Origin of the sequence: Rhodococcus erythropolis R138, assembly GCF_000696675.2 — a bacterium.
Classification (GTDB): domain Bacteria; phylum Actinomycetota; class Actinomycetes; order Mycobacteriales; family Mycobacteriaceae; genus Rhodococcus_F; species Rhodococcus_F erythropolis.
The window spans coordinates 3521788-3538022 of sequence record NZ_CP007255.1 but is presented as its reverse complement, the minus strand read 5'-3'; the positions used below and the strand labels follow the sequence as shown (position 1 = coordinate 3538022).

Sequence of the window (16235 nt, the reverse complement as noted above, 5' to 3'; positions counted from 1 at the left end):
AACATGGACATCATGGGAGCTTTCCAGGTTTCCTTCGCCCAGTTGATCGGGCCGTCGGCAATCTTCTACGCACTGCTGGCAATCGGGCTGAACCTGCACTTCGGCTACGCCGGACTGCTCAACTTCGGTCAGATCGGTTTTGCCCTCCTCGGCGGCTACGGCGTCGGCATCATGACCGTGACCTACGACCAGCCGTTGTGGCTCGGCATCCTCGTCGGTCTTACCGCAGCCGGGCTCCTCGCGCTCGTGCTGGGTATCCCGACGCTGCGTCTGCGCGCCGACTATCTCGCCATCGTGACCATCGCCGCGTCGGAGATCCTGCGTCTGATCTTCCGCTCGACCGCGTCGGATTCGGTGACCGGTTCCACCAATGGCCTGTTCGGTTTCGCAGACCCGTTCACCGCACTGAGCCCCTTCGACTCGGCCAAGCAGTACTCATTTCTCGGCGTGAAGTTCTACGGAGACGACCTCTGGTCGATGGTCGTGGGGTGGACGCTGGTCTTGATCTTGTGCGGATTTGTCTACTTGTTGACGCACAGTCCGTGGGGGCGCGTCCTCAAGGCGGTTCGCGAAGACGAGGACGCAGCGCGATCGTTGGGCAAGAACGTCTTCGTGTACAAGATGCAGGCGCTGGTTCTCGGCGGCGTGATCGGTGGTCTGGCCGGTGTGTTCAACGCTTTGCAGACCAAGTCCATCAACCCGGACTTCTACTCGACCGCGCAGACGTTCTTCGCGTTCGGCGCACTGATTCTGGGCGGGGCGGCAACGGTATTCGGCCCGGTGGTCGGCGCAATGTTGTTCTGGTTCCTCCTCGCCATACCTGATGCCTTGCTGCGTCAGGCGATCTCCGGCGAAAATCCGCTGCTTTCACTCACGGAACAGCAAGTCGGGGCCACCAGGTATGTCCTGCTCGGATTGATGATTGCTCTCCTGATGGTCTTCAGACCGCAGGGAATACTGGGTAACAAGCGGGAGGTGCAACTCAATGCTTGACGCCGATACCAGAGCACAGATCTTTGCCGACGTTCCTCACCTTCCCGGATCGGCGAAACCCGACCCGGTGTTGGTCGCTGACAACGTCTCGCGGACGTTCGGCGGTCTCAAGGCCGTCGACGTCGATCACCTCGAGATTCAACGAGGGTGCATCACGGGTCTGATCGGTCCGAACGGTGCCGGAAAAACGACGCTCTTCAACCTTCTTACCGGTTTCGACCGGCCGGACACCGGTACGTGGTCGATGGACGGTCAATCGCTGGGCCGCATGTATCCCCACCAGGTAGCCAGGAAGGGAGTGGTACGGACGTTCCAGTTGACCAAGGCGCTCTCCAAACTCACCGTGCTGGACAACGTACGACTCGGCGCCACCGGCCAACGAGGTGAACGCATTTTTGCATCCCTCGTTCCGTGGATCTGGAAAGGGCAGGAACGCGAGATCACCGAACGCGCCAACGAACTCCTCGCACGATTCAAACTCGACACCAAGGCAGACGACCTCGCCGGTTCACTCTCCGGTGGGCAGCGCAAATTGCTCGAAATGGCTCGCGCACTCATGACCTCGCCCTCGGTGGTGATGCTCGACGAACCGATGGCGGGGGTCAATCCTGCTCTGACGCAAAGCCTGCTCGGACACATCAAATCATTGCGCGACGACGGAATGACGGTCGTGTTCGTCGAGCACGACATGGACGTGATCCGAGATATCAGCGATTGGGTGGTGGTCATGGCGCAGGGCAGCGTCATCGCCGAATCCACCCCGGACGAACTCTCGTCCAACACAGCCGTCGTCGACGCATATCTGGGCAGCCACCATGACCAGGCCCTCGAGTTCGACGACAACGGAAATCCGGTGGGCGAGACGGCCGTTCTGGCCGCCGCCCTGGCTGAAGCCGAGGTCGAAACCCTCGAGTCGGGCGGGGACCTGTCGGAACCCGACGTCGACAACCTTCCGGCCGATCTCGCCGCGACGCTGGAATCGAGTCCCGAGGAACCGCGCGGAAGGCACGAGAAGCCATGAGCGAGAACCACGCACGTTCACTCACGCCTGCAGAGTTCGCCGCGACGGCCGAGGAGCATCAGCGACTGTCGGCAGGTGCCCTGCTCCGCGCCGACAACCTCGTCGCGGGCTACATTCCCGGCGTCAACATCCTGCGTGAATGCAACTTCTTCCTGAAGGAAGGGGAAATCGTCGGGATCATCGGACCGAACGGCGCAGGCAAATCGACACTCCTGAAATCACTGTTCGGACTGATACCGGTACGCGAAGGGTCGGTCACCTTACGCGAGGACAACATCACGTCTGCGCCCGCTCACGTCCTCGTTCAGAAGGGAGTCGGGTACGTCCCTCAGACACAGAACGTCTTTCAGACTCTGACCATCGAAGAAAACCTCGAAATGGGCATTTATCTGCGGCCCAAGGCATTCGCGGAACGATTCGCCTTCGTGAGTGAACTGTTCCCTCTTCTGAGTGAACGACGAAAGGTGAAGGCCGGCGCACTCTCCGGCGGCGAACGCCAGATGGTCGCGATGGGCCGGGCCCTGATGATGGATCCGTCGGTGCTGCTGCTCGACGAACCGTCCGCGGGCCTGTCCCCCATGTTCCAGGACGAGGTGTTCATCCGCTGCAAGAAGATCAATGCTGCGGGTGTCTCGGTCATCATGGTCGAGCAGAACGCGCGCCGCTGCCTTCAGATCTGCGACCGCGGCTACGTACTCGATCAGGGTAAGAACGCGTACACCGACACCGGCGCCAATCTGATGAACGACCCCAAGGTGATCGAGTTGTACTTGGGAACGCTCGCTGGCAGCAAAGAGAAGTAGAACAGACACGAGAATGGGCCAGGGTCTCTCGACCCTGGCCCATTCTCGTTGGCTGCTTACTTGCCCACGACCACGAATCCTTCTGTGGTCAGCGTGTTCTCAGGGCCGAACTTGAGCTTTCCGTACGAACCGATGGACGGTTCTCCCGAATCGTTGAAGTCCAACTCACCGGTGATGCCGTCGTAGTCGATGTCGGTTCCCGCCTTCACCAACGGCAGGCACTCGACATAGGACGTGCACTTGGTGCCACCTTCGGTGACGCTGTTGATGTTGGCTGCAATGTCGGTACCGGCCGTCGACTTCGCCTGCTCGGCAGCGAGCGCTGAGATCACCACCGCGTCGTACGACTCTCCGGCGTAGTTGAAGTCGATCAGAGAGGGGTTCACAGCCTTCAGACGATCCTGGAAGGCAGCTCCGACGTCCGTCAGGGGCGTGGTTCCCTGCATGGTGTCGAGCAACGGCTTCGCCACGGATTCGCCGAGCGCGTTACCCATGTTGCCGTCGACGCCGTACATCGCCATTCCGTCCGACGGGCCGATGCCCACTTCGTGCATGCGCGTGATGATCTTCGCCGACTCCTCGAAGCCCACCAATGCCACTGCATCCGGATTGAAGTTCTTGACTTGATCGACTTCGGAGTTGAACGACTGCGCGTTCGGGTCGTAGATGATCTTCTCGATCTGATCGGAGGGGACGCCCGAATCGATCAGATTCTTTTCGATGTTGTCCGCCAGACCCGTCCCGTACGGGTCGTTGAGGGCCATGATCGCTACGCGCTGACCACCGTCGTCCGAAATGAGCTGTGCGACGGCCTGAGCCTGCAGTACGTCCGTCGGAGCGGTGCGGAAGTACATGCCCTTGTCGGGGTAGCAGACGAATTGGTCCGAGGTGTTGGCAGGCGAGAACATCACGACGCCTGCGCTGGCGATCTTGTCGATCACCTTGAGCGAGACCGAAGACGACGCGGCGCCGACGATGACCTGAGTGCCTGCAGCCAATTCACGGTCGACGGTGGTGTTGGCGGTGTCCGTTGTGGTGTCACCCGAATCGCCGGGAATCAGCTGGACCGGTTGGCCGAGAACGCCTCCGGCAGCATTGACGTCGTTGACTCCCAGCTGGGTGCCCGCGACCATCGGCGGCCCGAGGAACGACAAGCTGCCTGTATCGGGAAGAAGCGTACCGATACGCAGCGCTTCCGTGGACGGGGTGGCGCCGGCCTTGGCCTGCTCCGGGGTGCAATCAGTCGTGACGGATGTCGTCGCGGCGGAAGCGCCGGACGTAGAGCCACTCGAAGACGAGTCATCCGACTTGTCCGAGCTACAGCCTGCAAGTGCCAGTGATGCCGCGCCGAGAACTGCAGCAGTACGCACAAGTGTTCGTCTAGCCATCCCACGCTCCTAAGATCAGCCGGTGCTCGCGCCACCCGAACTGGCGCTCGCTGTGGGATCAGACGCTAGACCTTGGAACCGTTTCGCGATCCTTCAAGAAAGCCCTGTGACCTGACTGTTATCTGAAGGCGCACAGTGTTTACACGGCTGTAGCGCTGCGCGACGTTTCGACGGTCGACGCAGCCACTCAGTGCAGCCGGATAACCCGGACACTTTGCTCAAGCGTCCGGTTCACCGCCCAGAGTTTCCAGTACGACCTGTGCGACCGCCTTCATCGTGGAGCGCCGATCCATCGCGGCGCGCTGAATCCACTTGAACGCCTCAGGTTCGGTGAGCGCTTGGCGAACCATCAGAACACTCTTGGCTCGCTCGATCAGCTTGCGTGCTTCGAGCCGGTCGGAAAGATCAGCGACCTCACGCTCGAGCGCCGTCACCTCGCGGAAACGACTGACCGCCAATTCGACAGCGGGAACGAGGTCACTGATCGAGAACGGCTTGACCAAGTAAGCCATGGCGCCGGCATCGCGTGCGCGCTCGACCAACTCGCGCTGACTGAACGCTGTGAGAATGACAACAGGAGCGATCCGCTTGGCGGCAATCTCCGAAGCGGCGTCGATGCCGTCTCTCCTGGGCATCTTCACGTCCATGATGACCAGATCAGGCTTGAGCGACTCGGCCAACTCCACCGCAACCTGCCCGTCACCGGCCTCACCGACGACGTCGTAGCCCTCTTCGCGGAGCATCTCGACCAGATCCATGCGGATCAACGCCTCGTCTTCAGCGACGACAACACGACGGGGTGCGAGCTGATTGCCTTGCGGCTGCGGCGAATTCATGGCCACCATCCTCCTCCATCGAACCGCCCCGACACGAGACGCGAACGATTAGAGGGTACCGGTGTTTGACATTGAAATCGCATCTTCTAATGTAGTCATCGCAACAAGCCCTCGTATCCCAATTGGCAGAGGAAACGGATTCAAAACCCGTCCAGTGTGAGTTCGAGTCTCACCGAGGGCACCACCTGCCGCAGTTGGCCGTACCGCAAGGTTTCGGCATTCGGCTGTACCCCAGATCGACCGCAGTTAGATTCGATCCATGAACGGTCGTCGCCTGATTGCTCTGCTCGGAGCCATATCTGTTTTCGCGCTGCTCACCGGGTGTCAGACTGACGACCAATCCGACACTGCCGGCGAATCCAACACTGCCGGCGAATCTTCCACCCAGACCGTCCTCGATGCTGCAACACAGACAGGCACCCTTCAGGTCGGCACTCCCCCGATCGATGCCCCACCAACCGAGATCTCCACGCTTGCTCCGTTCCCGAACAACACGGAGATCCCTTCACCGAATCCGCGCGTCGACGTGACCGAGATCGAAGTGACCGATCACGATGGTTTCACCCGAATCACCTACCGATTCGACGGAAATGGATCAGTGTTCTGGAAAACCGAATATGTCAGCGAAGCAATCCGAGCGGGTGACAGCACAGTCGTGGACGTCGGAAGTCGATCGATACTTCAAGTCGACCTGATGGGAGTCCAATCGGATTCGTCGCTCAACTCCGTATCTCACGAGGGCGAAAACATCACGCGCATAGACAGTGCGGCCAGGAACAGTGCGATCCTGCAGTCGTTTGTCGGCACGGTCGACATCCGTCCGGCATGCACCGTATCGACATCCGATTCACCGTCCCAGTTGATGATCGACATCCCCACGGCAGACAGCTGACTGTCGAATACCCAATTGCGCGCTCAGCTCAGCCATTCCAGCGCAGCGGTGCTCGACGCGGTAATTCGGTTATCGAGGGGCGGATGAATACTCCGTCTCGAAACCGAGGTCTCACAATCGATCCGAGGCGATTGCTGGGTCCGGTCCAACACGACTGTCATGATTCTCACTCCATGCCCGAACTTCCGCTGCTCGAACTGCTGCTGCCAGTGTTTGTTCCAGCAGGACGGCAACCGTCATGGGGCCGACGCCACCCGGCACCGGTGTGATCGCACCGGCATGTGGGAGCGCAGCGGCGTACTCCACGTCTCCGACGTTGCCCTCGTTGTACCCCGCATCGATCACCACTGCCCCAGGCTTGATCCACGCCCCTTTGATCAGTTCCGGAACACCGACGGCCGCGATGACGACGTCTGCCGAGGCGACGTGGGCGGCCAGGTCGACGGTTCGCGAATGGCAGTACGTCACCGTTGCGCCTCGACGCAGGAGGAGCATTCCCATCGGCAATCCGAGTATCGGGCTTCGGCCGACCACGACAGCATGCTTCCCGGAGAGTTCGACGCCTGTGGCGTCGAGCAGGCGCAGGATGCCACTCGGTGTACATGATTCGAATCCCCCACCGGTCAACGCCATTGCCGCGAACGCTGCCGAGGTAACGCCGTCAACGTCTTTGTCGGCCGAGATGGCATCGAACGCAGCCCGTTCGTCGATGTGGCCTGGCACCGGGTGCTGCAGCAGTATGCCGTCGATCGAAGGGTCCGCCGACAGCGCTCTCAGCACGTCGACTAGTTCTTCGGTGGTTGTACTCACCGGGAGTTCGACCGTCCGCGACGTCATTCCGACGGCGACAGATCGTTTGGCCTTCATCTGTACATACGCCTTCGAGGCCGGGTCCGCTCCCACGATGACGGCGGCCAGGCAAGGAACGTGCCCCGTCTCATCACGAAACTGCCTGGTGCGCACTGACAGGTCGGCGAGCGCAGCATCGGCAATTGCGCGTCCGTTGATTATTCGAGCGGCCACGTTCTGGCTGGGCAGATTTTCGGTAGACATGAATCCCCCTTCACACAAGATGTGTGAAGCACCCAGGCGGTCGATGCCTCGCGATGTGCACTCCCCGGTGGTGATTCCCACCCGCGCCAGTCGTGCGTGGTCAGCGTACCGCGCGTTTGTCTCACTGCCACGAAACACATCCGGAACGCCGCTCTCAAAACGAGACAAATCGACATAACCTATCAATAGGTAACGATCTGACCTGCAGTTATTCCATCCTAAGCAATTAGATGGCACGATGGGGGCAACCGCACGGGCACCAAGCATTGGAGGCACCGATGGACAACGGCAAGATAAACCTGACCTATGACGGTCGGGTGTCACTGAGCTTCCAACTGGCAATTCCGCACGCACCGGACAAGGTCTGGAAAGTGATAACGGAACGCGAGTACCTCGACGCCTGGTTCCCGGCGGACGTCGATTTCAATCTCACTCCAGGCGCGGATCTGCTGTTCAAGGTGACCCCGGAACAAGTCGAGCGATTCGGACTGCCCGCAGATCACGTGACGCGCGGGACGGTCATCAGCGTCCACCCGCACCGAATTCTCGAATTCCTCTGGGACGCAGATACTCTGCATTGGGAACTGGCACCGGACGGCACCGGCGGTTGCTGGCTGACCCTCACCCACACGATGGAAGACGAAGAGTCCGCGTACGCCCACGCCGCCGGCTGGCACGCGGGCTTGGAAGTTGTTGCGGCCCAACTCGATGGACGCGAAGTCGACTGGTCTCCGTGGGACCGCGCCGACGAACTCTCACCGCAATATCGCAAGTCTGCTTGATTCTGGGCCCGAGTTCAGTCTCGGGCCCGCATCTCATTCCCCTTTACGCGGGAAATGCCTGATCATTCCTTCTTGGACCACCGTCGCCAACAGCAGTCCTTCCACCGAGAAGTACCGTCCGGTTGCCAGACCGCGCGATCCTGCGGCGACCGGCGATTCGGTGGCGTACAGAACCCAGTCGGTGAACCGGAACGGGCGATGGAACCAGATCGAATGATTGACCGTCGCCGCGACGATACGATCATGACCCCAGGACAAACCATGAGTGGTCAGAATCGAATCGAGCACGGTGGTGTCGGACGAATATGCCAGCGTCGCAGCGTGAATGAGCGAATCGTCCGGCAGATCACCGTCGGGGCGCATCCACACCCGATTGTGGTTGAGTTTCTCGCCGGTGCCCTTGAGGATCCACGCCGGATCGTTGGCGTACCGCATGTCGATCGGCTTGAGCGCCGCACTGAAATGCGGCAGTTTTTCCTCGTACCCCACCAGATGATCGCCGATGGGAGGCAACGACTCCGGAAGTGGAACATCCGGGATCTCGACAGCATGGTCGAGCCCCTTGCCGGAGTCCTGGAACGCCGCGAGCATCACGAACAATTCGTTCTCACCCTGATAGGCAGTCACCTGACGGTTGGCGAATGCCCTCCCGTCACGATGACGCTCCACCCGGTACTCGATAGGCGCCTTCACATCTCCGCCCCGAATGAAATGGGCGTTCACGGCATGGATGGGGCGATCACCGTCGACAGTCCGTCCGGCGGCCATCAGTGCCTGAGACACCAATTGACCGCCGAACGTCCGCGAACCTACCTGTTTCGGGTGGTATCCACGGAACGCGTCGTCACCGATCTGCTCCAGATCCAACAGACCGAGAAGAGTACCGAGGTCGGTGGACGCGTTCGCGTGGGTCACTCAGTGGTCCTCTTCGCCGATACGGTGGACGTGAATGAGGTTGGTGGAACCGACAGTTCCCGGAGGGGATCCGGCAACGATGACCACGAGGTCTCCCTTGACGTACCGCCCGAGGGAGAGCAACGCACTGTCCACCTGACGCACCATCTCGTCAGTGGTGGCCACCGCATCGACCAGGAACGTCTCGGTTCCCCACGTCAGCGTCAGCTGACTGCGCACCGCAGGCAGCGGTGTGAAGGCGAGCAACGGCAGCGGCGTGTGCAGACGAGCCAGTCGACGCACCGTGTCACCGGACTGCGTGAACGCAACCAAGGCCTTGGCGTCGAGACGTTCGCCGATGTCGCGTGCTGCGTACGAGATGACTCCGCGCTTGGTGCGCGGGACGTGGGTCAACGGTGGGACACGGGTTGATTCGTTCTCGACGGCCTCGACGATGCGGGCCATTGTGCGAACGGTTTCCATGACGTACTTGCCCACCGAAGTCTCGCCCGAGAGCATGACTGCGTCGGCGCCGTCGAGAACGGCGTTGGCGACATCGGATGCCTCTGCGCGAGTGGGACGTGAGTTCTCGATCATCGACTCGAGCATCTGCGTCGCGACGATGACCGGCTTCGCGTTCTCACGAGCAATCTGGATTGCGCGCTTCTGAACGAGCGGGACCTGCTCGAGCGGCAACTCGACACCGAGGTCACCGCGGGCGACCATGACGGCGTCGAACGCGAGCACGATGGCTTCGAGATTGTCGATGGCCTCGGGCTTCTCGAGCTTCGCGATGACGGGAACGCGGCGCCCGACTCGATCCATGATGGCGTGAACCAATTCGACGTCCGCCGGTGAGCGAACGAAGGAGAGTGCAATGAAGTCGACACCCAGCTTGAGTGCGAACTCGAGGTCGGCGATGTCCTTGCCCGACAGGGCTGGAACGGAGACGTTCATACCGGGCAGTGAGAGGCCCTTGTTGTTGCTGACCGGACCGCCTTCGGTGACCCGACAGACGACGTCGTTGCCGTCGATGGACGTGACGACCAGGCCGACCTTTCCGTCGTCGACCAGCAGTCGATCGCCGGCCTTGGCGTCGCGCGCCAATTCCTTGTACGTGGTCCCGACGCGATCGTGCGTTCCCTCGACGTCGTCGACGGTGATACGAACCTCTTCACCGTTGGCCCAGGTGGTCCGCTCGTCCTTGAATCGGCCGAGGCGAATCTTGGGCCCCTGAAGGTCGGCGAGAACACCGACGGCCTTTCCGGTGGCGTCCGACGCGGCGCGGACGCGAATGTAGTTTTCTTCGTGATCGGCATGCTCGCCGTGGCTGAAGTTGAGGCGCGCCACGTCCATGCCGCTCTCCACGAGCTCACGGATGCGGTCGCCAGAAGCTGTCGCAGGTCCAAGTGTGCATACAATTTTTGTCCGTCGGTTCACGGCTCGAGCCTAGTCGCTACCCCACCGCACTTCTATCCGGCATTTGCGACCTGCACTTTCTGTACTTACTCGATTCAGTTGGTCAGCTCACGAACAGCGGAAATGCCTTTGGATGAACCGGAGCCGGAAGCGCCGACTCGCCTGTGAGAAACACGTCGACGGCACGTGCGGCCGACCGTCCCTCGGCAATCGCCCAAACGACCAGCGACGCCCCGCGATGCGCGTCGCCGCAGACGAATACGCCGGGTGTCCGGGTCTGCCACCCGACATCACACTCGATTCTGCCGAGTGGATCGGTGCCGACATCAAGGTCGGTGAGCAGTGGGGCGGTTTCGACGCCGTCGAAACCCAGAGCGAGCAGGACCATCTCGCACACCAGATCCGTCGCGTCGCCGGTCTCCACCAGGGTCCGTTGTCCGTCCTTCGCTCGTGACACGGCTACCGGAACCATCCGGATTGCGCGGACCGCACCCCCACCGTCGTCGAGAAATTCCTGCGCCGCCCATCGGAATCGTTTGTCACTGCCCTCCTCGTCTGCCGGCGAGCTGCGTAGGACCCGCGGCCACAACGGCCATGGGTCGCGATCTCGATCGCGGCGTGCCGGAGGTGGGACGTGGTAATCCAATTCCGTCACCGAGAGGGCGCCTTGGCGATGCACCGTGCCGAGGCAGTCGGCGGCCGTGTCGCCGCCACCGATGATCACGACGTTCTTACCTCGCGCCGAGATGCTCGAGGCTCCGTCACCCTCGCATTCGTGGTTGGCCGCACGCAGGTACGTCATCGCACGATGGATTCCGCGAAGACTACGACCCGGTACGTCTGTGTCTCTGGCACGGTCAGCCCCGACCGCCAGGACTACCGCCTCGAATTCCGTCGAGAGGTCGTGCGCGCTCACGTTCACTCCGACGGCGCAGTCGGTGACGAATCTGGTCCCCTCGGCGGTCAGTTGTTCCAGCCGCCGGTTGATGAGGGCCTTGGGCAACTTGAATTCCGGAATTCCGTAGCGAAGCAGTCCCCCGATCCGATCGCTCCGCTCGAACACCGTGACACTGTGTCCGGCTCGTGTCAGTTGTTGAGCCGCGGCCAGTCCCGCCGGTCCCGAACCGACAACCGCAACACGGTTTCCGCTGTGAACTACCGGTGCCTGCGGCCCCAACCAACCCGACTCCCAGGCGTTGTCGACGATTGCCTGTTCGATGCGCTTGATGGTGACACCCCCCGACGTGTGCTCGTCGTCGAGTGCGAGAACGCACGCCGTTTCGCACGGTGCGGGGCACAGATGTCCGGTGAACTCGGGGAAATTGTTGGTGGAATGCAAATTCTCCGAGGCTTCGGACCACCGTCCACGCCGAACCAGGTCGTTCCATTCCGGAATGAGATTGCCGAGCGGACACCCCACGTCGGCCGAATGGCAGTACGGCACAGCGCAGTCCATGCAACGCGAGGCCTGTGCAGATACGTCTCGATTTCGCACGACGGGATCCAGCGACTCGTATACCGACGCCCAGTCACCGACACGCACATCGGTCGATCTGGTCGGTGAGCCGGATCGTTTCACGTTGAGGAACCCGCGTGCGTCAGGCATGAGCCGGCTCCACCAGTTCGTTCTGTTCCACGACCTTCCGGTAGTCGACAGGCAAAACTTTGGTGAATCTCGGACTCTGGCCAACCCAGTCGTCGAGCAGTTTTGCCGCCACCGGCGAGCCGGTCGCAGCCAAATGCTCGCCGAGAATTTCGACCAGCTGACTGCAATCTTCCGCCGAAGGTCGCTCCAGAACGACCATGTCGCCGTTGACCTTCTCTGCCTTCACGTCGAGTACGAAGGCAATTCCGCCCGACATTCCCGCAGCAAGGTTCCTACCAGTTGGGCCGATGATGACGACGCGACCCCCGGTCATGTACTCGCACGCATGGTCTCCGACGCCTTCCACCACAGCGACCGCGCCCGAGTTGCGCACCGCGAATCGTTCCCCGACACGCCCCCTGGCATAGAGCGCACCGCTCGTAGCTCCGTACAGCAGCGTATTGCCGGCAATCACCTGATCCTCCGCTACGAAGGGCGCGTCCTCACTCGGCCGAAGCGCGATTCGTCCACCGGAGAGCCCCTTCCCCACGTAGTCGTTTGCATCGCCGACGACGACCAGCGAGATGCCGGGCGGCAGGAACGCACCGAGTGACTGGCCTGCCGTTCCACTGAGCACGACCTCGATGGTGCCTTGAGGTAGCCCGACGGCGCCGTAACGTCTGGTCACCTCTGCGCCCAGCCTCGTTCCCACCGCCCGATCCGTATTGTGTACTGGCAGTTCGATATGCACGGGTCGAGCGTCCTCGAGTGAGTTCGCGGCGCACTCGATCAGGGTGCGTTCGAGTTCGCTCGAAACAGGTACACACGGCGGGTAGGCCGCGCCGGTCGGCGCGGCCGGAACGTCGAAGAGTGGTGAGAGGTCCAACGTGCGACTCTTCCAATGCGCCACCGCCGGAGACATTTCCAATACGTCTGCGTGGCCCAGAGCGTCGTCGATACTTCGAAACCCCAGTTCTGCCAACAAACGTCGTACGTCGTCGGCGATGAAGCGAAAGAAGTTCTCGACGTACTCCGGCCGGCCGGTGAATCGCTCTCGCAGTTCGGGATTCTGCGTCGCTACTCCGACGGGGCAGGTGTCGAGGTGACATACCCGCATCATGACGCAGCCGGCCGCGATCAGTGGCGCCGTGGAAAACCCGTACTCCTGCGCCCCCAGCAACGCGGCGACGACGACGTCCCGCGCCGTGCGCAGACCCCCATCACACTGGACGACGATCCGATCGCGTAACCCGTTGAGCACCAAGGTCTGCTGAGTTTCGGCCAGCCCGATCTCCCAGGGCGTACCAGCGTGGTGGATGGACGAGAGTGCCGCCGCCCCCGTCCCGCCGTCGTGACCGGAGATCAGCACCACGTCGGCGTGCGCTTTGGCCACACCTGCCGCAACAGTCCCGACTCCGACTGCGCTGACCAACTTCACGTGTATCCGCGCACGATCGTTTGCGCATCTGAGGTCGTAGATCAATTGGGCGAGATCCTCGATCGAATAGATGTCGTGGTGCGGGGGCGGAGAAATGAGCCCGACTCCAGGTGTCGAGTACCGGGTTTCCGCGATCCACGGGTACACCTTGGACCCCGGAAGCTGCCCTCCTTCACCGGGCTTGGCACCCTGGGCCATCTTGATCTGAATGTCGGTGGCGTTGACCAGGTAATCGCTGGTCACCCCGAAGCGCCCACTCGCGACCTGCTTGACTGCGCTTCGACGCTTGTTGTCGCGCAACCGCTCCGGTGACTCTCCGCCCTCACCGGTGTTGGAACGTCCGCCGAGAGCATTCATCGCAACCGCCATCGTCTCGTGAGCCTCGGCAGAGAGGGAGCCGTAGCTCATCGCACCGGTGTTGAATCGAGCGAGAATCAACTCGACGGGTTCGACCTGACGGAGCGGAATCGGCGGACGAATCCCACGCCGAAATCGAAACAGCCCCCGAAGTGTTCCGCCCTGCGCACTCAGTCGATCGACTTCATCGCTGTAGCGACGAAACATCTCACTTCGCCCCGTCCGGGTCGCATGCTGAAGGAAGAACACGGACTCGGGTGTGAACACATGCAATTCACCACCGCGGCGATACCGGAACTCTCCACTGCTGCTCAACTGACGATGCCGCACCGTACGATACGTGGCCGCGTGACGCATCAGAACTTCTCGCGCGACTTCGGTGATACCGATCCCGCCGATCCGGCTTCGTGTGTTGCAGAAGTATTCGTCGACCAATCCTCGGCCCAAGCCCACGGCCTCGAATACCTGTGCGCCCGTGTAGGAGTGAACCGTAGCGATTCCCATCTTCGACATCACTTTGAGCACGCCGGAATTTGCCGCTCTCAGATAGTTGTCCGATGCCATTTTCGAATCTATCCCGGGAAGTTCGTCTTGCTCGCTGAGTGCTTCTACCGATTCGAGAGCAAGATACGGGTGGACAGCCGCCGCACCGTAGCCGATCAGCAGCGCGATGTGATGAACTTCGCGCGCGTCACCCGACTCGACGACGAGGGAAACCTTGGTTCGCAGGCCATGACGAACCAGATCGTGGTGCACGGCAGATACTGCGAGCAATGACGGAATGGGAGCCTGCTCAGGGCCCGATCCACGGTCGGAGATCACCAGAATCTCGATTCCGGCTGCGGCGGCCGTTCGGGCGCACTCACGAAGCCTCTCGACGCCTTCGGCGAGACTGCCTCTCGGATCGAAACCTCCCCGTAGGACAGCGCTTCTCGGAGTTCTTGCGTCGCATAGTTCGGCGACCTTCGCCATCTTCCCCGGTCCGATCACCGGTTTATCGAGAACAATCCTTCGGCACGACAGCGCCGACGCCTCGAACAAGTTCTGCTCAGCGCCGAGGGTGACACCAAGCGTAGTGACGACTTCCTCGCGAATCGCGTCCAAAGGCGGGTTCGTCACCTGAGCAAAGAGCTGGACGAAGTAGTCGTACAACACCTTCGGCCGATCCGAGAGAACGGCGATAGGTGTGTCGACTCCCATCGATCCCAACGGCTCCGATCCTGAGCGAGCCATTGGAAGGAGAACTTCCTGCAAGTCCTCTGCCTGGTATCCGAAGAGCAGCTGCCTTTGCAACAGCGGAGCCGGATCGCCTCGGGCAGGCGCCGACTCCGGGATTTCCTCGAGATCGACCAATCCCCCGTCGACCCATTCCCGGTAGGGGGCTGTGCTCGCGAGTTCGGATTTGATCTCCGCATCGGAAACGATGCCACGGCGAGCGGTGTCGACGAGGAACATTCGACCCGGTTCGAGGCGCCCCTTCTCCAACACCTCGGACGTCGGAGCGTCGAACACACCGCTCTCACTCGCCAACACGATACGGCCGTTCCTCATCCGCCACCATCGCCCTGGGCGAAGACCGTTGCGATCCAACACCGCCCCGACAACAGTGCCGTCGCTGAACGTCACCGACGCCGGACCGTCCCATGGTTCCATCAGGCAAGCGTGAAATTGGTAGAAGGCCCTCATCTCGTCTGGCATCGAAGAATCGTTCTCCCAGGCACCGGGAATCATCATCGCGATGGCGTGCTGCACACTGCGGCCCCCGAGCGTCAGAAACTCGAGCACTTCGTCGAACGACGAAGAGTCGGATCCACCCGGTGTACAGATCGGATACATGCGATCGATGTCCCCACCTAAAAGTGCGCTCCGCAACATCGGCTCGCGAGCGCGCATCCAATTCCTGTTTCCCACAATCGTATTGATCTCGCCGTTGTGAGCGATGCAGCGATACGGCTGAGCAAGTGACCACGACGGAAAAGTGTTCGTGGAGTACCGACTGTGCACGACCGCCAAGGCAGTTCGCATTCTGGCATCGCGTAGGTCGGTGAAGTAACCGGGTAACTGCGTCGGCGTGAGCATGCCCTTGTACACGATGGTTCGGGCGGACAACGAGGGGAAATACACCGCATCATCGGCCGAATGAATTCGCTCGACTTGTCTCCTGAGCGCAAACACTCGTCGGTCCAAGGCAATTCCGCCCACACTGCGATCTCTTGGCTCGGCGCACGTCACAAAACATTGACTGATGTACGGAGCGCACTGCGCGGCAACGGTTCCGACGCAGTCACGGTCGACTGGGACCGCCCGCCACCCGATAATCCGCAGTCCTTCTGCCGCTGCGTACCGGTGTATCCGAACTACCGCGCGCCGACGTGCTTCCTGATCCACCGGGAGAAAGCAGTTTCCGGCTGCGTAGGTGTTCTCACCCATCGCGTTGGGTGGTGGAAGCTCGAACGCGGTCACCGCATCGAAGAATTCCGTCGGCAGCTGAAGAAGGATGCCCGCGCCGTCACCACTGTTGCACTCGCGCCCGACCGCGCCACGGTGGGTGAGATTGGCCAGGACCGCGAGCGCCTCGTCGACAATGGAATGCAGGTGACGTCCAGAGGTGTCTGCTACCACGGCTACACCACATGAATCGGTTTCCTGATCGGGGTCGTACAGGCCTCGAGGATCAGGTATTCGAGAAAACGGCACTCGGCGACCTCCACACGGTCATGCAGCCGACGTTCGCTAGTTTATCAGCACATAACCGCAGGTCGCGAGAGTAAAAC

12 protein-coding genes, 1 tRNA gene and 1 riboswitch are annotated in these 16235 nt (G+C 61.4%); of the genes, 6 read left to right on the top strand and 7 right to left on the bottom strand.

Features of this window, described 5'->3' with window-relative positions:
- Positions 1-3 precede the first annotated feature (3 nt).
- The 3 genes from H351_RS16250 to H351_RS16240 are packed head-to-tail and all read left to right on the top strand — an operon-like array spanning position 4 to position 2817.
- Positions 4-993, top strand: a complete 990-nt coding sequence (locus H351_RS16250; protein WP_003944088.1) for a branched-chain amino acid ABC transporter permease — start codon at positions 4-6, stop codon at positions 991-993.
- Complete coding sequence (locus H351_RS16245; RefSeq protein ID WP_029255470.1) at positions 986-2014, top strand: ABC transporter ATP-binding protein; 1029 nt, start codon at positions 986-988, stop codon at positions 2012-2014. The genes H351_RS16250 and H351_RS16245 overlap by 8 nt, the downstream gene beginning before the upstream one ends.
- The gene (locus H351_RS16240; protein WP_029255471.1) at positions 2011-2817 is read left to right on the top strand and encodes an ABC transporter ATP-binding protein; all 807 of its coding nucleotides are present in this window, start codon (positions 2011-2013) and stop codon (positions 2815-2817) included. The genes H351_RS16245 and H351_RS16240 overlap by 4 nt, the downstream gene beginning before the upstream one ends.
- 56 nt (positions 2818-2873) lie before the next feature.
- Here H351_RS16240 and H351_RS16235 read toward each other — a convergent pair whose 3' ends face one another.
- Both H351_RS16235 and H351_RS16230 read right to left on the bottom strand, forming a co-directional pair.
- The gene (locus H351_RS16235; protein WP_003944031.1) at positions 2874-4205 is read right to left on the bottom strand and encodes an ABC transporter substrate-binding protein; all 1332 of its coding nucleotides are present in this window, start codon (positions 4203-4205) and stop codon (positions 2874-2876) included.
- Between the two features lie 218 nt (positions 4206-4423).
- The gene (locus H351_RS16230) at positions 4424-5041 is read right to left on the bottom strand and encodes an ANTAR domain-containing response regulator (RefSeq protein ID WP_003944029.1); all 618 of its coding nucleotides are present in this window, start codon (positions 5039-5041) and stop codon (positions 4424-4426) included.
- A gap of 107 nt (positions 5042-5148) precedes the next feature.
- Here H351_RS16230 and H351_RS16225 point away from each other — a divergent pair.
- Together H351_RS16225 and H351_RS16220 are read left to right on the top strand one after the other, a co-directional pair.
- Positions 5149-5225 (top strand) — tRNA-Leu (locus H351_RS16225).
- Between the two features lie 75 nt (positions 5226-5300).
- Positions 5301-5933 carry an AMIN-like domain-containing (lipo)protein gene (locus H351_RS16220; protein WP_020969744.1) on the top strand — a complete coding sequence of 211 codons (633 nt, stop codon included), beginning with the start codon at positions 5301-5303 and terminating at the stop codon, positions 5931-5933.
- A gap of 111 nt (positions 5934-6044) precedes the next feature.
- Here the strand turns inward: H351_RS16220 and H351_RS16215 are convergent, their stop codons facing one another.
- Positions 6045-6986, bottom strand: a complete 942-nt coding sequence (locus H351_RS16215) for a bifunctional methylenetetrahydrofolate dehydrogenase/methenyltetrahydrofolate cyclohydrolase (RefSeq protein WP_020969745.1) — start codon at positions 6984-6986, stop codon at positions 6045-6047.
- Positions 6987-7009: 23 nt separating this feature from the next.
- Positions 7010-7090, bottom strand: a riboswitch (ZMP/ZTP riboswitch).
- A 174-nt stretch (positions 7091-7264) separates the two neighbouring features.
- Between H351_RS16215 and H351_RS16210 the strand changes: the two genes are divergently transcribed.
- Positions 7265-7768, top strand: a complete 504-nt coding sequence (locus H351_RS16210) for an SRPBCC domain-containing protein (protein ID WP_003944006.1) — start codon at positions 7265-7267, stop codon at positions 7766-7768.
- A 33-nt stretch (positions 7769-7801) separates the two neighbouring features.
- On the opposite strand, the gene H351_RS16205 is transcribed toward H351_RS16210, so the two are convergent.
- The 4 genes from H351_RS16205 to gltB form a co-directional block, all read right to left on the bottom strand.
- The gene (locus tag H351_RS16205; RefSeq protein ID WP_019748651.1) at positions 7802-8683 is read right to left on the bottom strand and encodes an acyl-CoA thioesterase; all 882 of its coding nucleotides are present in this window, start codon (positions 8681-8683) and stop codon (positions 7802-7804) included.
- Entirely contained in the window at positions 8684-10102 is a 1419-nt protein-coding gene (pyk, locus tag H351_RS16200; protein ID WP_003944038.1) for a pyruvate kinase, read from the bottom strand.
- 82 nt (positions 10103-10184) lie between these two features.
- A complete protein-coding gene (locus tag H351_RS16195; RefSeq protein ID WP_029255472.1) occupies positions 10185-11687 on the bottom strand; it encodes a glutamate synthase subunit beta in 1503 nt (500 codons plus the stop codon).
- The gene (gene gltB, locus H351_RS16190; protein WP_029255473.1) at positions 11680-16158 is read right to left on the bottom strand and encodes a glutamate synthase large subunit; all 4479 of its coding nucleotides are present in this window, start codon (positions 16156-16158) and stop codon (positions 11680-11682) included. The genes H351_RS16195 and gltB overlap by 8 nt, the downstream gene beginning before the upstream one ends.
- Positions 16159-16235 lie beyond the last annotated feature (77 nt).

Excerpts from the sequence above, each read along its gene's own strand:
- H351_RS16215 (WP_020969745.1), bottom strand. The coding sequence starts at position 6,986 with ATGTCTACCGAAAATCTGCCCAGCCAGAACGTGGCCGCTCGAATAATC.
- H351_RS16195 (WP_029255472.1), bottom strand. The coding sequence starts at position 11,687 with ATGCCTGACGCACGCGGGTTCCTCAACGTGAAACGATCCGGCTCACCG.
- H351_RS16245 (WP_029255470.1), top strand. The coding sequence starts at position 986 with ATGCTTGACGCCGATACCAGAGCACAGATCTTTGCCGACGTTCCTCAC.
- H351_RS16250 (WP_003944088.1), top strand. The coding sequence starts at position 4 with ATGGACATCATGGGAGCTTTCCAGGTTTCCTTCGCCCAGTTGATCGGG.
- H351_RS16240 (WP_029255471.1), top strand. The coding sequence starts at position 2,011 with ATGAGCGAGAACCACGCACGTTCACTCACGCCTGCAGAGTTCGCCGCG.
- H351_RS16230 (WP_003944029.1), bottom strand. The coding sequence starts at position 5,041 with ATGAATTCGCCGCAGCCGCAAGGCAATCAGCTCGCACCCCGTCGTGTT.
- H351_RS16210 (WP_003944006.1), top strand. The coding sequence starts at position 7,265 with ATGGACAACGGCAAGATAAACCTGACCTATGACGGTCGGGTGTCACTG.
- H351_RS16235 (WP_003944031.1), bottom strand. The coding sequence starts at position 4,205 with ATGGCTAGACGAACACTTGTGCGTACTGCTGCAGTTCTCGGCGCGGCA.
- H351_RS16220 (WP_020969744.1), top strand. The coding sequence starts at position 5,301 with ATGAACGGTCGTCGCCTGATTGCTCTGCTCGGAGCCATATCTGTTTTC.